The sequence below is a fragment of the Microbacterium invictum genome, assembly GCF_034421375.1.
GTDB classification, from domain to species: Bacteria; Actinomycetota; Actinomycetes; order Actinomycetales; family Microbacteriaceae; genus Microbacterium; species Microbacterium invictum_A.
The window spans coordinates 1,263,167-1,278,571 of record NZ_CP139779.1 but is presented as its reverse complement, the minus strand read 5'-3'; the positions used below and the strand labels follow the sequence as shown (position 1 = coordinate 1,278,571).

The window sequence follows — 15,405 nt, the reverse complement described above, 5'->3', positions numbered from 1 at the left end:
AGGAGGATGAGCGCAAATGCCTGAAACCCCGCTGCCGCAGAGCGGCCAGCCCATCGTGTTCCGTCACGGCATCGTCCTGACCATGGACGACACCCACACCGTGATCCCCGACGGCGACGTCCTCGTCGTCGACGGCACCATCGCCGAGGTCGGCACGAATCTCTCCGTCCCCGACAACACCTTCGAGATCGACGCCACCGGCGGGATCCTCATGCCCGGGATGGTCGACACCCACCGGCACATGTGGCAGACCGCCATGCGCGCCTACGGCGCCGACTGGACCCTCACGCAGTATTTCGTCTGGTACTACCTGCAGCACGGCGCGAAGTTCCGCCCCCAGGACTACGCCGCCGGCAATCTCATCTCTGCCCTGGACGCCGTGGAATCCGGGGTGACGACGAGCGTCGACTGGTCGCACGGCCTGCGCACGCCCGACCACGGTTGGGCGGCGTACGAGGCCCTGGCCACCTCGCCCGGGCGATTCGTCTTCGCCTACGGCAACATCCACGTCTCGCCGTGGGAGTGGACCGCCGACCCCGAGGTGCAGAAGATCCTCACCGCCTCACGCGACGACGCGCGCATGTTCGGCACCCAGATCGCCTTCGACGTGCCGAACCAGGACGAGAACTTCCCCGAGCTCGCCGCCTACCGCGTCGCGAAGGACCTGGGTCTGCGGGTCACCACCCACGCGGGCGTCTGGGGCGCGACCAACGACTGGGGGATCCGCAACGCCTACGCCGCCGGGGTCATGGACGAGGGGTTCACCTACGTCCACGCCGCGACGCTGTCGGCGGATTCGTATCAGAAGATCGCCGCGACCGGAGGCAACGTCTCCCTCGCCACCGAGTCCGAGGACACGTGCGGCCAGGGCTACCCGCCCGTGCACCAGCTGCGCAAGTACGGCATCCCCACCTCTCTCTCGGTCGACACCAGTGTGTGGTTCAGCGCCGACCTGTTCTCGGCGATGCGGGCGACCGTCAACGCCGACCGCGCCCTCGAGCACTACCTCGCTCACCAGCTCGAGCCGGCCGAGACCGTCACCCACGTGAAGCTCCGCGCGGAGGACGTCGTGCACATGGCCACCCGCGGCGGCGCGCAGGCGCTCGGCAAGGACGGCGAGATCGGCTCGCTCGAGAAGGGCAAGCTCGCCGATGTCGTGCTGCTGAAGAACGAGCACTCGGCGACGTGGGCCCCGCTGGTGAACCCCTGGGGCCAGGTGGTCTACCAGGCCCAGCGCGGCGACGTGCACACCGTGCTCGTCGGCGGCGAGGTCGTCAAGGCCGAGGGGCGGCTGATCGCCGGCGACCTGCCGGGCGTCAAGGCGAAGCTCGACGACACCGTCTCGTACCTCGAGCGCGAGGTCGGCGACGACTGGGTCGCGGGGATGCACCCCGAGATCCCCGAGGTCGAGGTGCTCTACAACCCCTACCAGTACAAGAAGTGATGGGCTGCCGAGCCTGAAGTGCCCTGCGGGCGGCGTCTCGACGAAGCCGGACGCCGCCCGCAGTCATGCTGTCTTCTTCGCTGTCCGCAACGTCGCCACCTGGTAGAGGGCGACGGATGCCGCGATGCCGGCGTTCAAGGATTCCGCGGCCGCGGAGATCGGGATCGAGACGATCTGATCGCAGGTCTCGGTCACGAGCCGCGACAGACCCTTGCCCTCCGACCCCACGACGATCACGACCGGCCGGTCGGCGAGCTGCAGGTCGGGCAGGGCGACGTCTCCGCCGCCGTCGAGGCCGAGCACGAACACGCCCTGCTTCTTGAATTCCTTCAGCGTGGTGGTGAGGTTCGCCGCGAGCGCGACCGGCACCCGCGCGGCCGCCCCCGCGCTGGTCTTCCACGCCGCCGAGTTCACTCCGGCCGAGCGCCGCTGGGGTACGAGGATGCCCTGACCGCCGAATGCCGCGGTGGAGCGGATGATCGCGCCGAGGTTGCGGGGGTCGGTGATGCCGTCCAGCGCCACCAGCAAGGGGGTCTGTCCACTGTCGACGATCTTCTCCAGGAGGTCCTGCGGGTGGGCGTACTCATAGGGCGGCACCTTCAGCGCCACTCCCTGATGCACACCGTCGAACCCCGCCATCCGGTCGAGCTCGGGCCGGGTGACCTCCAGCACCGGGATCTCGCGATGCGTCGCGATCGCGAGCATCTCCTTCACCCGGTCGTCCATCTCGACCCGCTGCGCGATGTACAGCGCGGTCGCCGGGATCTTCGCCCGGAGGGCTTCGAGCACGGAGTTGCGACCGGTGACGTTCTCGGTGTCTTCGTCCTTCTTCGGCGCCCCCCGCCGGGAGGCGGTCGTGCCCGATCCGCTCGGACGCCCCTTGCCGCCCGCAGCCGCATACCGCTCGGCGGCCGCCTTGCGCTTGCCGGCGGGGTGCCAGGCGCGATCCTCGGCCTTCGGTGTCGGACCGCGACCTTCGAGCGAGCGGCGGTTCTTCCCGCCCGAGCCCTTGGTGGCGCCCTTCTTCTTGCCGCGCCCGGCGGCGGGGTTTCCCGGCTTAGCCATTGTCCAGACTCCAATGCGTTCCGTCGGCGGTGTCCTCGAGGACCACGCCTGCTGCGGCGATCGCGTCGCGGATGCGATCCGCGCTCGCCCAATCCTTCTCCGCGCGCGCCCGTGCGCGTTCGGCGATCATCGTGTGCACCAGCGCATCGAGGGCCGCGGCTTCCGCCCCGCCGCCCACGCGCCAGCGGGGATCCTCCGGATCGATGCCGAGGATGCCCACCGACACGGCGACATCGGCCCACGCCGCGCGCGCGGCATCCTTCTCCCCCGCGTCCAGCGCAGCATTGCCCTGCCGCACCCGCTCATGGATCACGGCGAGCGCCTGCGGGACGTTGAGGTCGTCGTCCATCGCGGCCGCGAACGCGTCGGGGACGGTCGCGGTGACGACCGTGTCGTCGTCGGGGCGCGCGAGCGTGCGAGCCGCGCGCTCGAGGAAGGAGCGGATGCGCTCGACGGCGGCCGCGGCCTCGTCGAAGCTGGAGGCGGTGATGTCCAGGCTCGAGCGGTAGTGCGCGGCGGCGAGCGCGTAGCGCACCACGAGCGGGTCGCGCTCGGCGAGCACGTCGGCGGCGAGGAGGTAGTTCCCGAGCGACTTCGACATCTTCTGGTCGCCGACGGTCACGAGGCCGTTGTGCACCCAGTAGCGGGCGAAGTCGTCGCCGGCGGCAGCCGACTGCGCGAGCTCGTTCTCGTGGTGGGGGAAGCGCAGATCCAGTCCACCGCCGTGGATGTCGAACGACGGGCCGAGGTAGCGCCGCGACATCGCCGAGCACTCGATGTGCCAGCCGGGGCGCCCGGGGCCCCAGGGCGACTCCCACGTCGCGGATTCAGGTTCGCCGTCCTTCGCACCCTTCCAGAGGGCGAAATCGCGAGGGTCGCGCTTGCCGCGGGGGTCGGCGTCGGCGGCCGGCTCCATCGCGTCCAGGCTCTGCCGTGTCAGGTCGCCGTACGACGGCCAGGAACGCACGTCGAAGTACACGTCACCGGCCGCCGCGTAGGCGTGACCACGCTGGACGAGCCGCTCGATGAGGGTCTGCATCTGCGGGATGGATCCGGTCGCCCGCGGTTCATAGGTGGGAGGAAGGATGCCGATTTCGGCGTACGCGCGGGCGAACTGCTGCTCCATGCGGTAGGCCAGCGCCCACCACGACTCGTCGGTCGTCGCGTTCGCCAGCACCTTGTCGTCGATGTCGGTGACGTTGCGGACGAAGGTGACCCGGCCGTAGCGGTGGCGCAGCCACCGGCGGAGGATGTCGAAGCTCAGCGCGCCGCGCAGGTGACCGATGTGCGGCCCGGACTGCACGGTCGGGCCGCAGACGTACACGGTGATCTCGGAAGGGTCGAGCGGCACGAAGTCGCGCAGGGACTGCGCCTTGGTGTCGTAGAGCCGGAGAGTCACCGACCCAGCCTACCGGCGGCGCCCGCCGGCCCCCCGCCGGAACGGTCGGGTGCACGCGCCGCGGGCCGGTAGAACTGTAGGGTGCACGTTCTCGCCGTCCTCGCCGCCGCGGTGCTGTTCGGGACGACGGGCACATCGCAGGCTCTGGGTCCCGACGACACCACGCCGCTGTCGATCGGCGTCATGCGCATGGTCATCGGCGGCACCGGGCTCGCGCTCCTCGCGGGCGTCCTCGCGCGCCGTCACGCCGGGCGACGACCGGTGCACGCACCTCCCGCTCCGCGCCCGGGCATCCGTCCCCTGCTGCTGATGACCGTCACCGGTATCTGTCTGGCGCTCTATCAGCCGCTGTTCTTCCTCGGCACCGAGCGCAACGGCGTCGCGGTCGGCACGGTGGTGGCGCTCGGCTCGGCACCGGTGCTGGCGGGCCTGCTCGAATGGCTGCTGACCCGACGCCTGCCCACGGCCACCTGGGCGCTCGCGACCGGCGCCGCGACGATCGGCGTCATCCTCCTCGGAATCGGCGGGGGCGACGTCGGCGGGAGCAGCGGGACCGATCCGGTGGGCCTCCTGGGCTCCCTCGGCGCCGCCGCCTCGTTCGCGGTCATCGCGAACGTGCAGCGCAGGCTCCTCGACTCCGGCTGGGATCCCTTCACCGTCGTCGCCGGCATGGGCGCGAGCGCCGCCCTGGTGTCGTTTCCGGCTCTGCCGTTCGTGGACGTGTCGTGGCTCGGAGAGCCCGTCGGGCTCGCCATGGCCCTCTGGCTCGGTCTCGGCACGATCTCCGTCGCCTACGTGCTGTTCACCTGGGGCCTCGGGGGCCTCACCGCAGCGACCGCGGCCACCCTCACCCTGGGCGAACCGCTGACGGCGGCGATCCTCGGCCTCACCCTCCTCGGCGAGCGCCTCTCGGCGCTCGCGGTGCTGGGGCTCATCGTTCTGGGGGTCGGCCTCGCCCTCCTCGCGCGCGGTTCCCGGACGCCCCGCGATCCGCGACCCTTCGCGGTGGAAGGCTAGGGCGATGTCCGAGATCGTGCTGCGCCCGGCCACGGTCGGGGATCCCGCGGTGCGCGAGCTCATCGAGCTGCACCTGCGCGACATGCACCGGCTGTCGCCGCCCGAAAGTGTGCACGCCCGGGGAGCCGATGCGCTGGACGACCCGGCGGTGGAGCTCTGGGGCGCGTGGGACGGTGCCGCGCTCGCCGGCGTCGGTGCGCTGATGAGACTGGACCCCGACCGCGGGGAGCTGAAGTCCATGCGGGTCGCCGACGGGTACCGCGGCCGCGGGATCGGTCGGCGGATCCTCCGCCGTCTCATCGCGCGGGCCCGAGGGCTCGGCATGTCATCGCTGTGGCTGGAGACGGGGTCCGCACCGGCATTCGCCCCGGCCCGAGCGCTCTACCTCAGCGAGGGGTTCGCGTTCTGCGATCCGTTCGGCGAGTACGTCCTCGACCCGCACTCGGTCTTCCTCACCCGGGAGGTGTGATCCCCCGAGGGTCGTTCACACGGGCAGGACGAGGGCGACCGCGAACGCGGCCACACCGTCGCCGCGACCGGTGAATCCGAGTCCGTCCGTCGTCGTCGCCGACACCGACACCGGCGCACCCCCGAGCGCGCGCGAGAGCGCCGCCTCGGCTTCGGCTCGTCGCGCGGCGAAACGCGGTCGTCGGGCCTGGACCTGCACCGAGACGTTCCCGATGCGCAGGCCCGCCTCCGCGAGGAGCGCCCGGGTGCGGGCGAGGAACGCGTCGGCGTGCGCGCCGGCGAACTCCGGTCGATCGGTGCCGAAGTGGGTGCCGATGTCTCCGAGGCCTCCGGCCGCGAGGAGGGCGTCGACGATGGCGTGGGCCACGGCATCGCCGTCTGAATGCCCGGACAGGGCCGGTTCGCCCGGCCATTCGAGCCCGGCGAGCCACAGCGTCCCCTCGCCGCCGACGGCGTGCACGTCGGTGCCGATCCCCACGCGCGGCGCGACCGGGCCGGGAGAGCCGAAGGAGGGCACGTGAGCCACCGGCGCGGCCGCGACGAGGCCTCGGGCCCGTTCGAGGTCGGCCGGCGTGGTGACCTTGAACGCGCGGGCGTCGCCGGCGACCGCCAGGACCGTATGACCGGCGTCGGAGACGAGGGCGGCGTCGTCGGTGAACTCCGCGGTCGCCGCACGATAGGCCGTCTCGAGGATGTCGCGGCGGAAACCCTGGGGGGTCTGCGCTGCGGCGAGCTCGCTGCGGTCGACGACGCCGACGATGAGGTCGCCCTCGACACGCTTGATGGTGTCGATCACCGGCAGCACGGGGACGGCGCCGGCGTGCCCGAGTTCGAGCGCGGCGATCACGCGGTCGAAGACCTCGGGCGGAGTGAGGCAGCGTGCGGCGTCGTGGACGAGGACGTGATCGACGTCGGCCCAGAGCGCCCGGATGCCCGCGGCGACCGACGCCTGCCGGGAATCCCCGCCCGTGACGACCGTGACGAGATCACGACGCTCCCCCGCCGCCTCGATCGCGTCGGTGAGGGCACTGCCCTCCAGACCCGACGGTGCCACGATCACCACCTGGGCGGGCGCGGCCTCGAAGACCCGTGCGAGCGCGTGACGGAGGATCGTGTGCTCGTCGAGGCCGACGAACGCTTTCGGGCCTGCGCCCAGGCGGGTGCCGGAACCGGCGGCGACGACGATGACCGCGACGCGGGGAACGGGGGTGATGGTCACATCCCCACGCTAGCGACTAGGAGGCGAGCACCTCATCGAGAAGGACGCTGGCCTTCTCTTCGTCGGTCTTCTCCGCCAGCGCGAGCTCGGAGATGAGGATCTGCTTGGCCTTCGCGAGCATCCGCTTCTCGCCCGCCGACAGGCCGCGGTCCTGATCGCGGCGCCACAGGTCGCGCACGACCTCGCTGACCTTGATGACATCGCCCGACGCGAGCTTCTCGAGGTTCGCCTTGTAGCGGCGCGACCAGTTCGTGGGCTCTTCGGTGAAGGGAGCGCGGAGGACGTCGAAGACGCGCTCGAGGCCTTCCTTGCCGATCACATCGCGGACGCCGACGAGGTCGACGTTGTCAGCGGGAACCTCGATGGTGAGGTCGCCCTGTGTGACGCGGAGCTTGAGATAGACCTTCTCTTCGCCTTTGATGATGCGGGTCTTCACTTCCGCGATCGTCGCTGCCCCGTGGTGGGGGTAGACGACCGTCTCGCCAACCTCAAAAAGCATGGAGTTATGTCCTTTCGGCAACGTCCAGAATACCACAGGCGACATACGCTAGAGTTCGCCGGCCGCCCGCGCCCTCTCCTCGCGACTCCCTCCCGGGTGGCCCGTGCGGGTCGGGCGCACCCCATAGAATGCAAGGGTTGCCGCCGTCCGTCCCGGGAGGATCCGTGATTTCGTTGAACCGCACTTTCGGCACGGGACGCTCCCGGACCGCCGCGCGCCTCGTGGCTGCCGGCGCCCTCGGCACGGCTGTTCTCCTCGGCGCGAGCGGATGCGCCTTCATCTCGACGCAGGCGACGACCATCCAGTACGCCCCGTCGGACGGCATCATCATCGACCCCCTGAGCGGACCCGTGCAGATCCGCAACGTGCTCATCGTCGCGAACGAGGACGGCTCCGCGGGCAACCTCCTGGGTGCCTTCGTGAACTCGACCGACGAGAACCACACCGTGACGATGGAGTTCGGCGAGCCCGGCAGCGGCGTCTCCGAGACCGTCCGCGTGCCGGCGAACACCGTCGTCAGCCTCGGGGTCGACGGTGAGGACCCGATCCTCCTCGAAGGGATCGAGATGCTCCCGGGCAGCGACGTGCCCGCAAGCTTCCAGTCCGGCGACGGCGAGACCGTCATCGCCGATGTCCCCGTGCTCGACGGCGAGCAGGACTACCTCGCGCCGTTCGTCCCGGAATCCTCCTGACCGACCCCGGTCGCCCGGCTCAGCCCTCGAACCGATAGCCGAGACCCCGCACCGTGACGAGCATCGTCGGGTCGGACGGATTCTGCTCGATCCGCGACCGGATCCGCTTGATGTGCACATCGAGCGTCTTGGTGTCGCCGAAGTAGTCGCTCCCCCACACCCGGTCGATGAGCTGACCCCGAGTGAGGACGCGCCCCGCGTTGCGCATGAGCACCTCGAGCAGCTCGAATTCCTTGAGCGGCATGTTGATCTGCTCGTCGTCGACGCTGACGGTGTGGCGGTCGATGTCCAGCACCACCCGCCCGCCGACGAGCACGTGGTCCTGCAGGTCGGAATCGGTCTGCTGCTGGCGGCGGAGCACCGCGCGCATCCGCGCGAGCAGCTCGCGGGCGGAGTAGGGCTTGGTGACGTAGTCATCCGCTCCGAGCTCGAGCCCGACGACGATGTCGACCTCCGAGTCCTTCGCGGTCAGCATGATGATCGGCACGGCCGAGGTGGTCCGGATCTGACGGCAGACCTCCGTCCCGGGCATGCCGGGGAGCATCAGGTCGAGCAGCACGATGTCGGCTCCGCGCTCCCGGAAGGCGGTGAGGGCGAGCGCCCCGTCCTCGGCGATCTCGACTTCGTAGCCCTCGCGCCCCAGCAGGTAGGCCAACGGGTCGGACAGATCGGGTTCGTCTTCGACGAGCAGGACGCGGGTCATTCGGGTTCTCCGTTCGGGACGGGGCGGGAGGGGACGGATGCCGCGGCGCGGCCGAGCGCGGAGGCGTGGCGCTTGCGCCGAGGACGGCGACCGGGCGCATCGTCCAGCGGAGGTTCGACCAGGGGCAGCCGGATCGTGAAGGTCGAGCCGTTCCCGGGGCGCGACCACAGCCGCACCTCCCCGCCGTGGCGCTGCACGGCGTGCTTGACGATGGCGAGTCCGAGACCGGTTCCGCCGGTGCGGCGCGACCGCGCCTGGTCGGTGCGGTAGAAGCGCTCGAAGATCCGCTCCTGGTCGGCCTCGGGGATGCCGATGCCGCGGTCGGCGACGGCGATCTCGACGATGTCGTCGACGGCCTTGACGCCGACGCCGACGCTCGAGCCCTTCGGGGAGTAGGCGATCGCGTTGGCGATGAGGTTGCCGACCGCTTCGCTGAGGATCTGACCGTCGCCGCGGACGTAGAGGCCGCGCGATCCGCCGCGCGTGAGCGTCACCCCCGCGGATTCGGCCTGCAGGGTGTGGGCGTCCACGGCGGAGGCGATGACCTCGTCGACCGAGACGCTCCGCTCCTCGGAGAGCTCGTCGGCCGACTGCAGCCGGGAGAGGTTCATGATCCGTGAGGTGAGGAGGGCCAGGCGGTGCGCCTCGGCGGTCAGCCGGGAGGCGAAGACCCGCACCTGGTCGGGGTCGTCGGCGGCGGACTCGATCGCCTCGGCGAGCAGACTCACCGCTCCCACCGGGGTCTTCAGCTCGTGGCTGGTGTTCGCGACGAAGTCCCGCCGCATCTGCTCGACCCGCTCGCGCTCGGTGATGTCGCGGAGCACCAGCAGCGTCAGGCGAGGAGAGATCCGCGTCGCCCGCACCGACACCAGCCGCGGCTCGGCCGGCGGGGCACCACGTTGGAGGCGCAGGGTCGACGACGCCGAGGTGGCGTCATCCTTCATCTTGCGCACGAGCACCCGCAGCTCGTCGGCGGGGAGCGCCGAGCCCTCGGTGAGGTGGAACGGCGCCGCCGAGGTGGACGCCGCCAGCACGGTGAAGGAGTTGTCGACCACCACCGCCGGGTCGTCCATGCCGTGGAGCACCTCGCTCATGCCCTCGGGGAGCTCGCGGGAATCCGCGGCGCGGAGGCGATCGCGGGCCCGCATCGAGACCAGGACGATGGCGCTCAGAAGTGCTCCCATGACCACCCCGGCGAGGAGGGCCAGCAGCGCGAGCTGCGTCGTGTCCATGGGATCAAGCGTAGAGTGCCGGACAGCAGCGCTCCGGCGCCGCGGAAGGCCCCGCGAGGGCGGGGCCGGTACTATTCACCGTTCGGGCACCGTTCGTTAACCTCCGCTGACGACAATCGCGGGGGTTACGCGTGCCCGCCCGACGCGGATGACGATCACGAGGAAAGGTGCTGCGATGCGCGAAGTGTTCCATCAGTCGCTGGAGGACGTGCAGGCGCGTCTGGTCGAGATCTCGGAGCTCGTGACGGTGGCCATCGACAAGGCGACACGCGCCTTCGGCTCCAGCGACGTCTCACTGGCCGAGGAGGTCATCGACGCCGACCTCGTCATCGACCAGAAGACCGTCGAGCTGGACGAACTGGCCATCGAGATCCTCGCCCGCCAGCAGCCCGTCGCCCGCGACCTGCGGATCGTCGTCAGCGCCCTGCGCGTCAGCGCGTCGCTCGAGCGCATGGGCGACATCGCCGAGCACATCGCCCAGCTCACGCGCATGCGCTTCCCCGAGCGGGCCGTCCCCAAGGGCCTGAAGTCCACGTTCTCGAAGATGGGCCAGCTCGACGTCGAGGCGGCGCGGCTGCTGACCGAGCTGCTGCGCACGATCGATCTCACGATCACCGACCGCATCCGCGACCTCGACGACAAGATCGACGACCTCCACGTCAGCGTGTTCGAGAAGGTGCTCTCCGACAGCTGGGAGGGTGAGGCCTCGGCGACGGTGGATGCCACGCTCGCCAGCCGCTACCACGAGCGTTTCGCCGACCACGCGGTCTCGATCGGCAAGAAGATGATCTACCTCGCCACCGGCGACTGGGCGAGCCACGGCGAAGCCTTCGAGGCGGCGCAGGCGGCGAACGCCTGAGCGCTCCCGACAACGACAGAACAGGCCCGCGGATTCGCGGGCCCGTTCTGCGTCCTGGGGTTCTACTTCTTGGCGCCCTGCGCAGCCACGGCGGCCGCTCCGGCGGCGGCGGCCTCGGGGTCGAGGTACTGCCCCGGGCCCTCGGGCACGAGGTTCTCGTCGAGGCGGTAGACGAGCGGGATGCCGGTGGGGATGTTCACCTCGGCGATGTCGGCGTCGCTGATGCCCTCGAGGTGCTTCACCAGGCCCCGCAGCGAGTTGCCGTGCGCGGTGACGAGCACGGTCTTGCCCGTCTGGAGGTCGGGGACGACGTCGCTGTTCCAGTACGGCAGCAGACGGTCGATCACGAGCGCGAGCGACTCGGTGCGGGGCACCTCGCCGTCGATGCCCGCGTAGCGCGGGTCGCCGACCTGGCTGAACTCGGAGTCGTCGTCCAGCGGCGGCGGCGGCACGTCGAACGAACGGCGCCAGAGCATGAACTGCTCCTGACCGAACTCCGCCAGGGTCTGCGCCTTGTCCTTGCCCTGCAGGGCGCCGTAGTGGCGCTCGTTCAGACGCCACGACCGCTTCACCGGGATCCACAGCCGGTCGGCGGCGTCGAGGGCGAGGTTCGCGGTCTGGATCGCGCGGCTGAGCACCGAGGTGTAGAGGATGTCGGGAGCGAGCCCCGACTCGGCCAGCAGCTGGCCGCCGCGGGTGGCCTCGGCCTTGCCCTGCTCGGTGAGGCGGACATCCACCCATCCGGTGAAGAGGTTGAGCTCGTTCCACTCGCTCTGGCCGTGACGAAGGAGGATCAGCGTAGAGGGCTCGGTCATACCTTCATGCTACTGAGCGCGTCGACGCCCCCCGAACCCGCTGGCATCATGGAGGGATGACCGGCGGACCCGCTCCCATCGGTCGCGTCACGCGGGGGACGACCGGCACCAACCGGCTCCGCCGCGTGGACCGCTGGATCGCCCGGCACCCGGCCCTCCGACGCTCGGAGGATCCCATCGTCGTCGACCTCGGCTACGGGGCCCGCGGCTGGACGGCGCTCGAGCTGTGGTCACGGGTCGCCCGCGTCCGCCCGGACGCCGAGGTCGTCGGGCTCGAGATCGACCCCGCCCGGGTGGAGACCGCCCGGGCGGAGCTCGCCCGGGTGCGCTCCGGCGAGACCTCTTTCGCCACCGATGCCCGCGTGCGCTTCGACCGCGGCGGATTCGAGGTTCCCCTCGCGGCCGGACGCCGCCCCGTGGTCATCCGTGCCATGAACGTCCTCCGGCAGTACGACGAGACCGACGTCGCCGGCGCCTGGGAGCGGATGGCCGCCCGGCTTCAGGCCGGCGGCGTCCTGGTGGAGGGCACGTGCGACGAGCGGGGCCGGATCGCCAGTTGGATCGCGGTCGACGATTCCGCGGTCCCGCGGACGCTCACCGTCTCGCTCCGTCTCGCCGGTCTCGAGCGGCCCGGCGTCGTCGCCGAACGCCTGCCGAAGGCGCTCATCCACCGGAACGTGCCCGGTGAGAGGGTCCACGACGTGCTGCGGGCGCTGGACGACGAGTGGGACCGCGCCGCGGCCCTCGCCCCGTTCGGCCCTGTGCAGCGGTGGGAGGGGGCCCTCCGCGCGCTGCGGGCCCGTGGTGTGGACGTCCGCGACCGCGGGCGCTGGCGCCTGGGTGAGATGACCGTTCCGTGGGCGGCGGTCGCACCGCGTTGACCGTCACCGTGCCCGCGCCGGCGACGGCGGCGGTCACGCCGCCGTCAGGACTCGACGACCTTGCGTCGCGAGAGGCGGGTGATGCGCGGAACGCCGGCGACCGCACCTGCCTCGGGTGGCACGATGGCGATCTGCGACGCGGCGATCGCGGCGTCGTCGGTGTCGACCACGAGGTCGGCGTCGATGGGGGTGTTCCGGCGTACCAGGGCCAGGGCGATCGGCCCGTCCTCGTGGTGCAGCGCCGATGAGGTGATCGTCCCCACCGCGTCCTCCCCCATCCGCACCACCGATCCGGTGCCGGGGAGGGCGCTGTCGCTGCCGTCGAGGTGCAGGGCGACGAGGCGGCGCGGCGGATGACCGAGGTTGTGCACCTTGGCCACTGTCTCCTGCCCGCGATAGCAGCCCTTGCTCAGATGCACCGCCGTCCGCAGCCAATCGGCCTCGTGCGGGAGGGCGCGGTCGTCGACCTCGGTGCGCCAGCGCGGCCGCCAGGCGGCGATGCGCAGAGCGTCGGCGGCGAGGGAGCCGGCGAGCATCCGCTCGCCGCGGCGGGCGTCGTCGACGAGCCGTGCCGCGTCGTCCGGACGCACGAGCACCTCGGTCCAGTCCCAGTCCGCGCCGGGGTGGTGCTCGTCCGGCCCGTAGGCGTGACCGCCGGGCTGAACCCGGGGCCACGGGTCCTGCCACGCGAGACGGTGACCCGCAGGCTCCGCCGCGGGGACGCCGCGGACCGCGGCATCCGTCCCGCCCACCACGACGAAATCGCCGCTCGCGTCCCCGATCTCCACGCGCAGCCGGAACCGCATCCGCATCAGCCACGCCGCCAGCGGCTCGGCGTCGGCGGCGTCGACGATCAACCAGGTCGTCTCGGTGTCGTCGAGGACGGATGCCGCGTGCTCGACGTGTCCGTGCGGATCGAGCACGAGCAGCTCGGTGCTCTCCCCGGGGGCGAGACGGGCCACGGCCTGCGAGGTGAGCGAGTCCAGCCACGACAGCCGGTCGGGCCCGGTGACGGCGACGACCCCGCGGTCGCCGAGGAGCGCCACGGCGCGCCCGCGATCGAGCGCCCGCTGCTCGCCGAGGGGATTGCCGAGGTGCTGGAGCACACCGTCGACGACGATCGCGCCGGGAAGGTCGAGGGAGGGGAGCACGTCAGTCCGCCTTCGCCAGTCGGGCCGAGGCATGCGCCGCCAGGCGCGCGCCGACGGCGGCGATGTCCCACGCCCACAGCAGGTGGCCGTCGACGAGCCCGTACATGCGGGTGGCGGCGGTGTAGGGCTTCGCACCCGCGGTGCGGACCACGGCGTCGGTGGCCAGGTCGATCCGCGGACCGCGGACCCGTCCGAGATACAGCTCGCTGACACCGTCGGAGTGAACGACGGCCGCCTCGACCTCGAAGTCGCCCTCGGGGGTGCGCAGGGACTCGACGTCATCGACGGTGCGGGTCGGCCCGGCAGCGATCGGCGGCAGGAGGCCCGGACCGGCATCGGCGTCGGTGGCGGAGCGCGACAGGCGCCAGAACCCCATCTCCGACACCAGCTCCTGCGGCGCCGGATCGGGAGCCGGGGCCAGCAGCCACGCTCGCGCGGAGTAGTTCAGGTGGTCGCCGCCGTCATGGCTGAAGCTCACGCGATGACGGAACTCGCCGGCGTAGTGGTGCCCGGGGGTGTCGTAGTCGATGACACCCGTACCCTCCCAGACGCCCAGGAGCCACGAGAGGGGGGCGAGATCGGCGGGGAGGTCGGTCGGAAGCTCGAGCACGAAGGGCTCGTCAGCGCTGACCGCGATAGAGGTTCTTCACCACGACGGCCGACACCACCGCGATCGCGACCGACGCGAGACCCAGCAACCCCAGGTAGAAGATTTCGAGCGCAAGAAGGTCCATGACTTCGAGTCTAGCGCCGCCCGCCGAGGCCTATCCCGTCACGACCGCGGCCAGCGCGAACCCCATGCTCAGCACCCCGAGGACGAGGAGGGCACCGAGGACGCTCGCTGCCACGCGCTCGGTGAAGCCCTGGGACCGGCCGTACCAGAGCTGCACGGCGAACGCGACGATCAGGCAGGCGCCGAGGCTGACCGTCAGCCAGGCGGCGCGCCACTCGGCGGGAACGAAGAGTCCGACCACGGTGCCCGCGATCGCCGCGAGCACCCACACCGCGATGATGCCGCCGATGGTGCGGCGGGGAACGAGCTCGATCTCGGACATGCCTTCATTGTGACCTACGAGGAGCGCGAGGTCAGCCCCGCGCGCCGGGGCGTCGGCGCTCTTCCTGCCACGCTCTACACTGGCCTTTACGACGTGAAGTCAAAGTGCACGACGCCCCACGGCGTCGGGAGGACGGTCGCAGCGAGTGGCACAGCTTCTGGTGTTGAGCTCCACGCAGGGAGCAGGCCCTGTCTTGCCTGCCCTCGAGCTGCTCAGCCACCGCGTGCGTCTCATTCCCGCCGAGCCGGCGCAGCTGGTCAACGCCCCCGCCGCCGACGTCATCTTCGTCGATGCGCGCGTCGACCTCGTCGGCGCGAAGTCGCTCTGCAAGATCCTCAACACGACGGGACTGGACGCGCCCCTCATCCTCGTCGTCACCGAGGGCGGGCTGACGGCCGTCTCGACCGACTGGGGCGTCGACGACGTCATCCTGGTGACCGCCGGCCCCGCCGAGGTGGACGCCCGCGTCCGACTGGTGATCGGCCGGGTGTCGAAGGAGCAGGTCTCCACTCGCATCCAGACGTCCGGGATCAGCATCGACGAATCGTCCTACTCGGCCAAGGTGCACGGCAAGCCGCTCGACCTCACCTACAAGGAGTTCCAGCTCCTGCACTTCTTCGCCACACACCCCTCCCGCGTGTTCACCCGCGAACAGCTGCTCAGCGAAGTCTGGGGCTACGACTACTTCGGCGGCACCCGCACCGTCGACGTGCACGTGCGGCGTCTCCGCGCGAAGCTCGGCGACCTCGAGCAGCTCATCGGCACGGTGCGCAACGTCGGATACCGGTTCAACGTCTACGAGGACGATCAGATCCCCGCACCCCGTGATCGCGCGGCCAACCGAGAGCGCACCGACGCCTGATCCCTCCGTCGCGTCCACGCTGTTCACGCATGCGACACCTCTCC

Annotated in this window: 17 protein-coding genes; 7 read left to right on the top strand and 10 right to left on the bottom strand. The window is 71.1% G+C overall.

The genetic code is table 11. The annotated features are described in order from the left end of the window. The first annotated feature begins 16 nt into the window (after positions 1 to 16). Positions 17 to 1,444, top strand: coding sequence for an amidohydrolase family protein (locus tag T9R20_RS06155; RefSeq protein ID WP_322411652.1), 1,428 nt, complete (start codon positions 17 to 19; stop codon positions 1,442 to 1,444). 63 nt (positions 1,445 to 1,507) lie between these two features. Here T9R20_RS06155 and rlmB read toward each other — a convergent pair whose 3' ends face one another. Next, a complete protein-coding gene (gene rlmB, locus T9R20_RS06150; protein WP_322411651.1) occupies positions 1,508 to 2,509 on the bottom strand; it encodes a 23S rRNA (guanosine(2251)-2'-O)-methyltransferase RlmB in 1,002 nt (333 codons plus the stop codon). Continuing rightward, positions 2,502 to 3,908 carry a cysteine--tRNA ligase gene (gene cysS, locus T9R20_RS06145; protein WP_322411650.1) on the bottom strand — a complete coding sequence of 469 codons (1,407 nt, stop codon included), beginning with the start codon at positions 3,906 to 3,908 and terminating at the stop codon, positions 2,502 to 2,504. Before cysS ends, rlmB begins: the two co-directional genes overlap by 8 nt. Positions 3,909 to 3,989: 81 nt before the next feature. On the opposite strand from cysS, the gene T9R20_RS06140 reads away from it, so the two are divergent. Then, entirely contained in the window at positions 3,990 to 4,925 is a 936-nt protein-coding gene (locus tag T9R20_RS06140; RefSeq protein ID WP_322411649.1) for a DMT family transporter, read from the top strand. A gap of 4 nt (positions 4,926 to 4,929) precedes the next feature. Further along, entirely contained in the window at positions 4,930 to 5,394 is a 465-nt protein-coding gene (locus T9R20_RS06135; protein WP_322411648.1) for a GNAT family N-acetyltransferase, read from the top strand. Positions 5,395 to 5,409: 15 nt separating this feature from the next. Here the strand turns inward: T9R20_RS06135 and ispD are convergent, their stop codons facing one another. After that, positions 5,410 to 6,612: a 2-C-methyl-D-erythritol 4-phosphate cytidylyltransferase gene (gene ispD / locus T9R20_RS06130; protein ID WP_322411647.1), complete on the bottom strand. Its 1,203-nt coding sequence runs from the start codon at positions 6,610 to 6,612 to the stop codon at positions 5,410 to 5,412. A 16-nt stretch (positions 6,613 to 6,628) separates the two neighbouring features. Continuing rightward, the gene (locus T9R20_RS06125) at positions 6,629 to 7,111 is read right to left on the bottom strand and encodes a CarD family transcriptional regulator (RefSeq protein ID WP_124293803.1); all 483 of its coding nucleotides are present in this window, start codon (positions 7,109 to 7,111) and stop codon (positions 6,629 to 6,631) included. Between the two features lie 164 nt (positions 7,112 to 7,275). Between T9R20_RS06125 and T9R20_RS06120 the strand changes: the two genes are divergently transcribed. Next, complete coding sequence (locus T9R20_RS06120) at positions 7,276 to 7,803, top strand: DNA modification methylase (RefSeq protein WP_322411646.1); 528 nt, start codon at positions 7,276 to 7,278, stop codon at positions 7,801 to 7,803. A gap of 19 nt (positions 7,804 to 7,822) precedes the next feature. Here the strand turns inward: T9R20_RS06120 and T9R20_RS06115 are convergent, their stop codons facing one another. Continuing rightward, a complete protein-coding gene (locus T9R20_RS06115) occupies positions 7,823 to 8,506 on the bottom strand; it encodes a response regulator transcription factor (RefSeq protein ID WP_322411645.1) in 684 nt (227 codons plus the stop codon). Then, positions 8,503 to 9,738, bottom strand: coding sequence for a sensor histidine kinase (locus T9R20_RS06110; protein ID WP_322411644.1), 1,236 nt, complete (start codon positions 9,736 to 9,738; stop codon positions 8,503 to 8,505). The genes T9R20_RS06115 and T9R20_RS06110 overlap by 4 nt, the downstream gene beginning before the upstream one ends. Before the next feature lie 175 nt (positions 9,739 to 9,913). On the opposite strand from T9R20_RS06110, the gene phoU reads away from it, so the two are divergent. Then, a complete protein-coding gene (phoU, locus tag T9R20_RS06105) occupies positions 9,914 to 10,597 on the top strand; it encodes a phosphate signaling complex protein PhoU (protein WP_322411643.1) in 684 nt (227 codons plus the stop codon). Between the two features lie 62 nt (positions 10,598 to 10,659). On the opposite strand, the gene T9R20_RS06100 is transcribed toward phoU, so the two are convergent. Further along, positions 10,660 to 11,412: a phosphoglyceromutase gene (locus T9R20_RS06100; protein ID WP_322411642.1), complete on the bottom strand. Its 753-nt coding sequence runs from the start codon at positions 11,410 to 11,412 to the stop codon at positions 10,660 to 10,662. 56 nt (positions 11,413 to 11,468) lie between these two features. On the opposite strand from T9R20_RS06100, the gene T9R20_RS06095 reads away from it, so the two are divergent. Continuing rightward, positions 11,469 to 12,293 carry a class I SAM-dependent methyltransferase gene (locus T9R20_RS06095; protein ID WP_322411641.1) on the top strand — a complete coding sequence of 275 codons (825 nt, stop codon included), beginning with the start codon at positions 11,469 to 11,471 and terminating at the stop codon, positions 12,291 to 12,293. Between the two features lie 44 nt (positions 12,294 to 12,337). Here T9R20_RS06095 and T9R20_RS06090 read toward each other — a convergent pair whose 3' ends face one another. The 3 genes from T9R20_RS06090 to T9R20_RS06080 form a co-directional block, all read right to left on the bottom strand. Continuing rightward, the gene (locus tag T9R20_RS06090; RefSeq protein WP_416182952.1) at positions 12,338 to 13,477 is read right to left on the bottom strand and encodes a YgfZ/GcvT domain-containing protein; all 1,140 of its coding nucleotides are present in this window, start codon (positions 13,475 to 13,477) and stop codon (positions 12,338 to 12,340) included. After that, entirely contained in the window at positions 13,446 to 14,054 is a 609-nt protein-coding gene (locus T9R20_RS06085) for an FABP family protein (protein ID WP_322411639.1), read from the bottom strand. The genes T9R20_RS06090 and T9R20_RS06085 overlap by 32 nt, the downstream gene beginning before the upstream one ends. A gap of 154 nt (positions 14,055 to 14,208) precedes the next feature. Further along, complete coding sequence (locus T9R20_RS06080; RefSeq protein ID WP_322411638.1) at positions 14,209 to 14,499, bottom strand: hypothetical protein; 291 nt, start codon at positions 14,497 to 14,499, stop codon at positions 14,209 to 14,211. 145 nt (positions 14,500 to 14,644) lie between these two features. Here T9R20_RS06080 and T9R20_RS06075 point away from each other — a divergent pair, with 145 nt between their 5' ends. Next, positions 14,645 to 15,361 carry a response regulator transcription factor gene (locus T9R20_RS06075; RefSeq protein WP_322411637.1) on the top strand — a complete coding sequence of 239 codons (717 nt, stop codon included), beginning with the start codon at positions 14,645 to 14,647 and terminating at the stop codon, positions 15,359 to 15,361. Positions 15,362 to 15,405: the final 44 nt, after the last annotated feature.

What these genes read in the sequence shown, in the direction of transcription:
- T9R20_RS06155 (WP_322411652.1), top strand. Translation starts at nt 17, where the DNA reads ATGCCTGAAACCCCGCTGCCGCAGAGCGGCCAGCCCATCGTGTTCCGT.
- rlmB (WP_322411651.1), bottom strand. Translation starts at nt 2,509, where the DNA reads ATGGCTAAGCCGGGAAACCCCGCCGCCGGGCGCGGCAAGAAGAAGGGC.
- T9R20_RS06135 (WP_322411648.1), top strand. Translation starts at nt 4,930, where the DNA reads ATGTCCGAGATCGTGCTGCGCCCGGCCACGGTCGGGGATCCCGCGGTG.
- T9R20_RS06125 (WP_124293803.1), bottom strand. Translation starts at nt 7,111, where the DNA reads ATGCTTTTTGAGGTTGGCGAGACGGTCGTCTACCCCCACCACGGGGCA.
- T9R20_RS06115 (WP_322411645.1), bottom strand. Translation starts at nt 8,506, where the DNA reads ATGACCCGCGTCCTGCTCGTCGAAGACGAACCCGATCTGTCCGACCCG.
- T9R20_RS06110 (WP_322411644.1), bottom strand. Translation starts at nt 9,738, where the DNA reads ATGGACACGACGCAGCTCGCGCTGCTGGCCCTCCTCGCCGGGGTGGTC.
- phoU (WP_322411643.1), top strand. Translation starts at nt 9,914, where the DNA reads ATGCGCGAAGTGTTCCATCAGTCGCTGGAGGACGTGCAGGCGCGTCTG.
- T9R20_RS06100 (WP_322411642.1), bottom strand. Translation starts at nt 11,412, where the DNA reads ATGACCGAGCCCTCTACGCTGATCCTCCTTCGTCACGGCCAGAGCGAG.
- T9R20_RS06095 (WP_322411641.1), top strand. Translation starts at nt 11,469, where the DNA reads ATGACCGGCGGACCCGCTCCCATCGGTCGCGTCACGCGGGGGACGACC.
- T9R20_RS06090 (WP_416182952.1), bottom strand. Translation starts at nt 13,477, where the DNA reads ATGCCTCGGCCCGACTGGCGAAGGCGGACTGACGTGCTCCCCTCCCTC.
- T9R20_RS06080 (WP_322411638.1), bottom strand. Translation starts at nt 14,499, where the DNA reads ATGTCCGAGATCGAGCTCGTTCCCCGCCGCACCATCGGCGGCATCATC.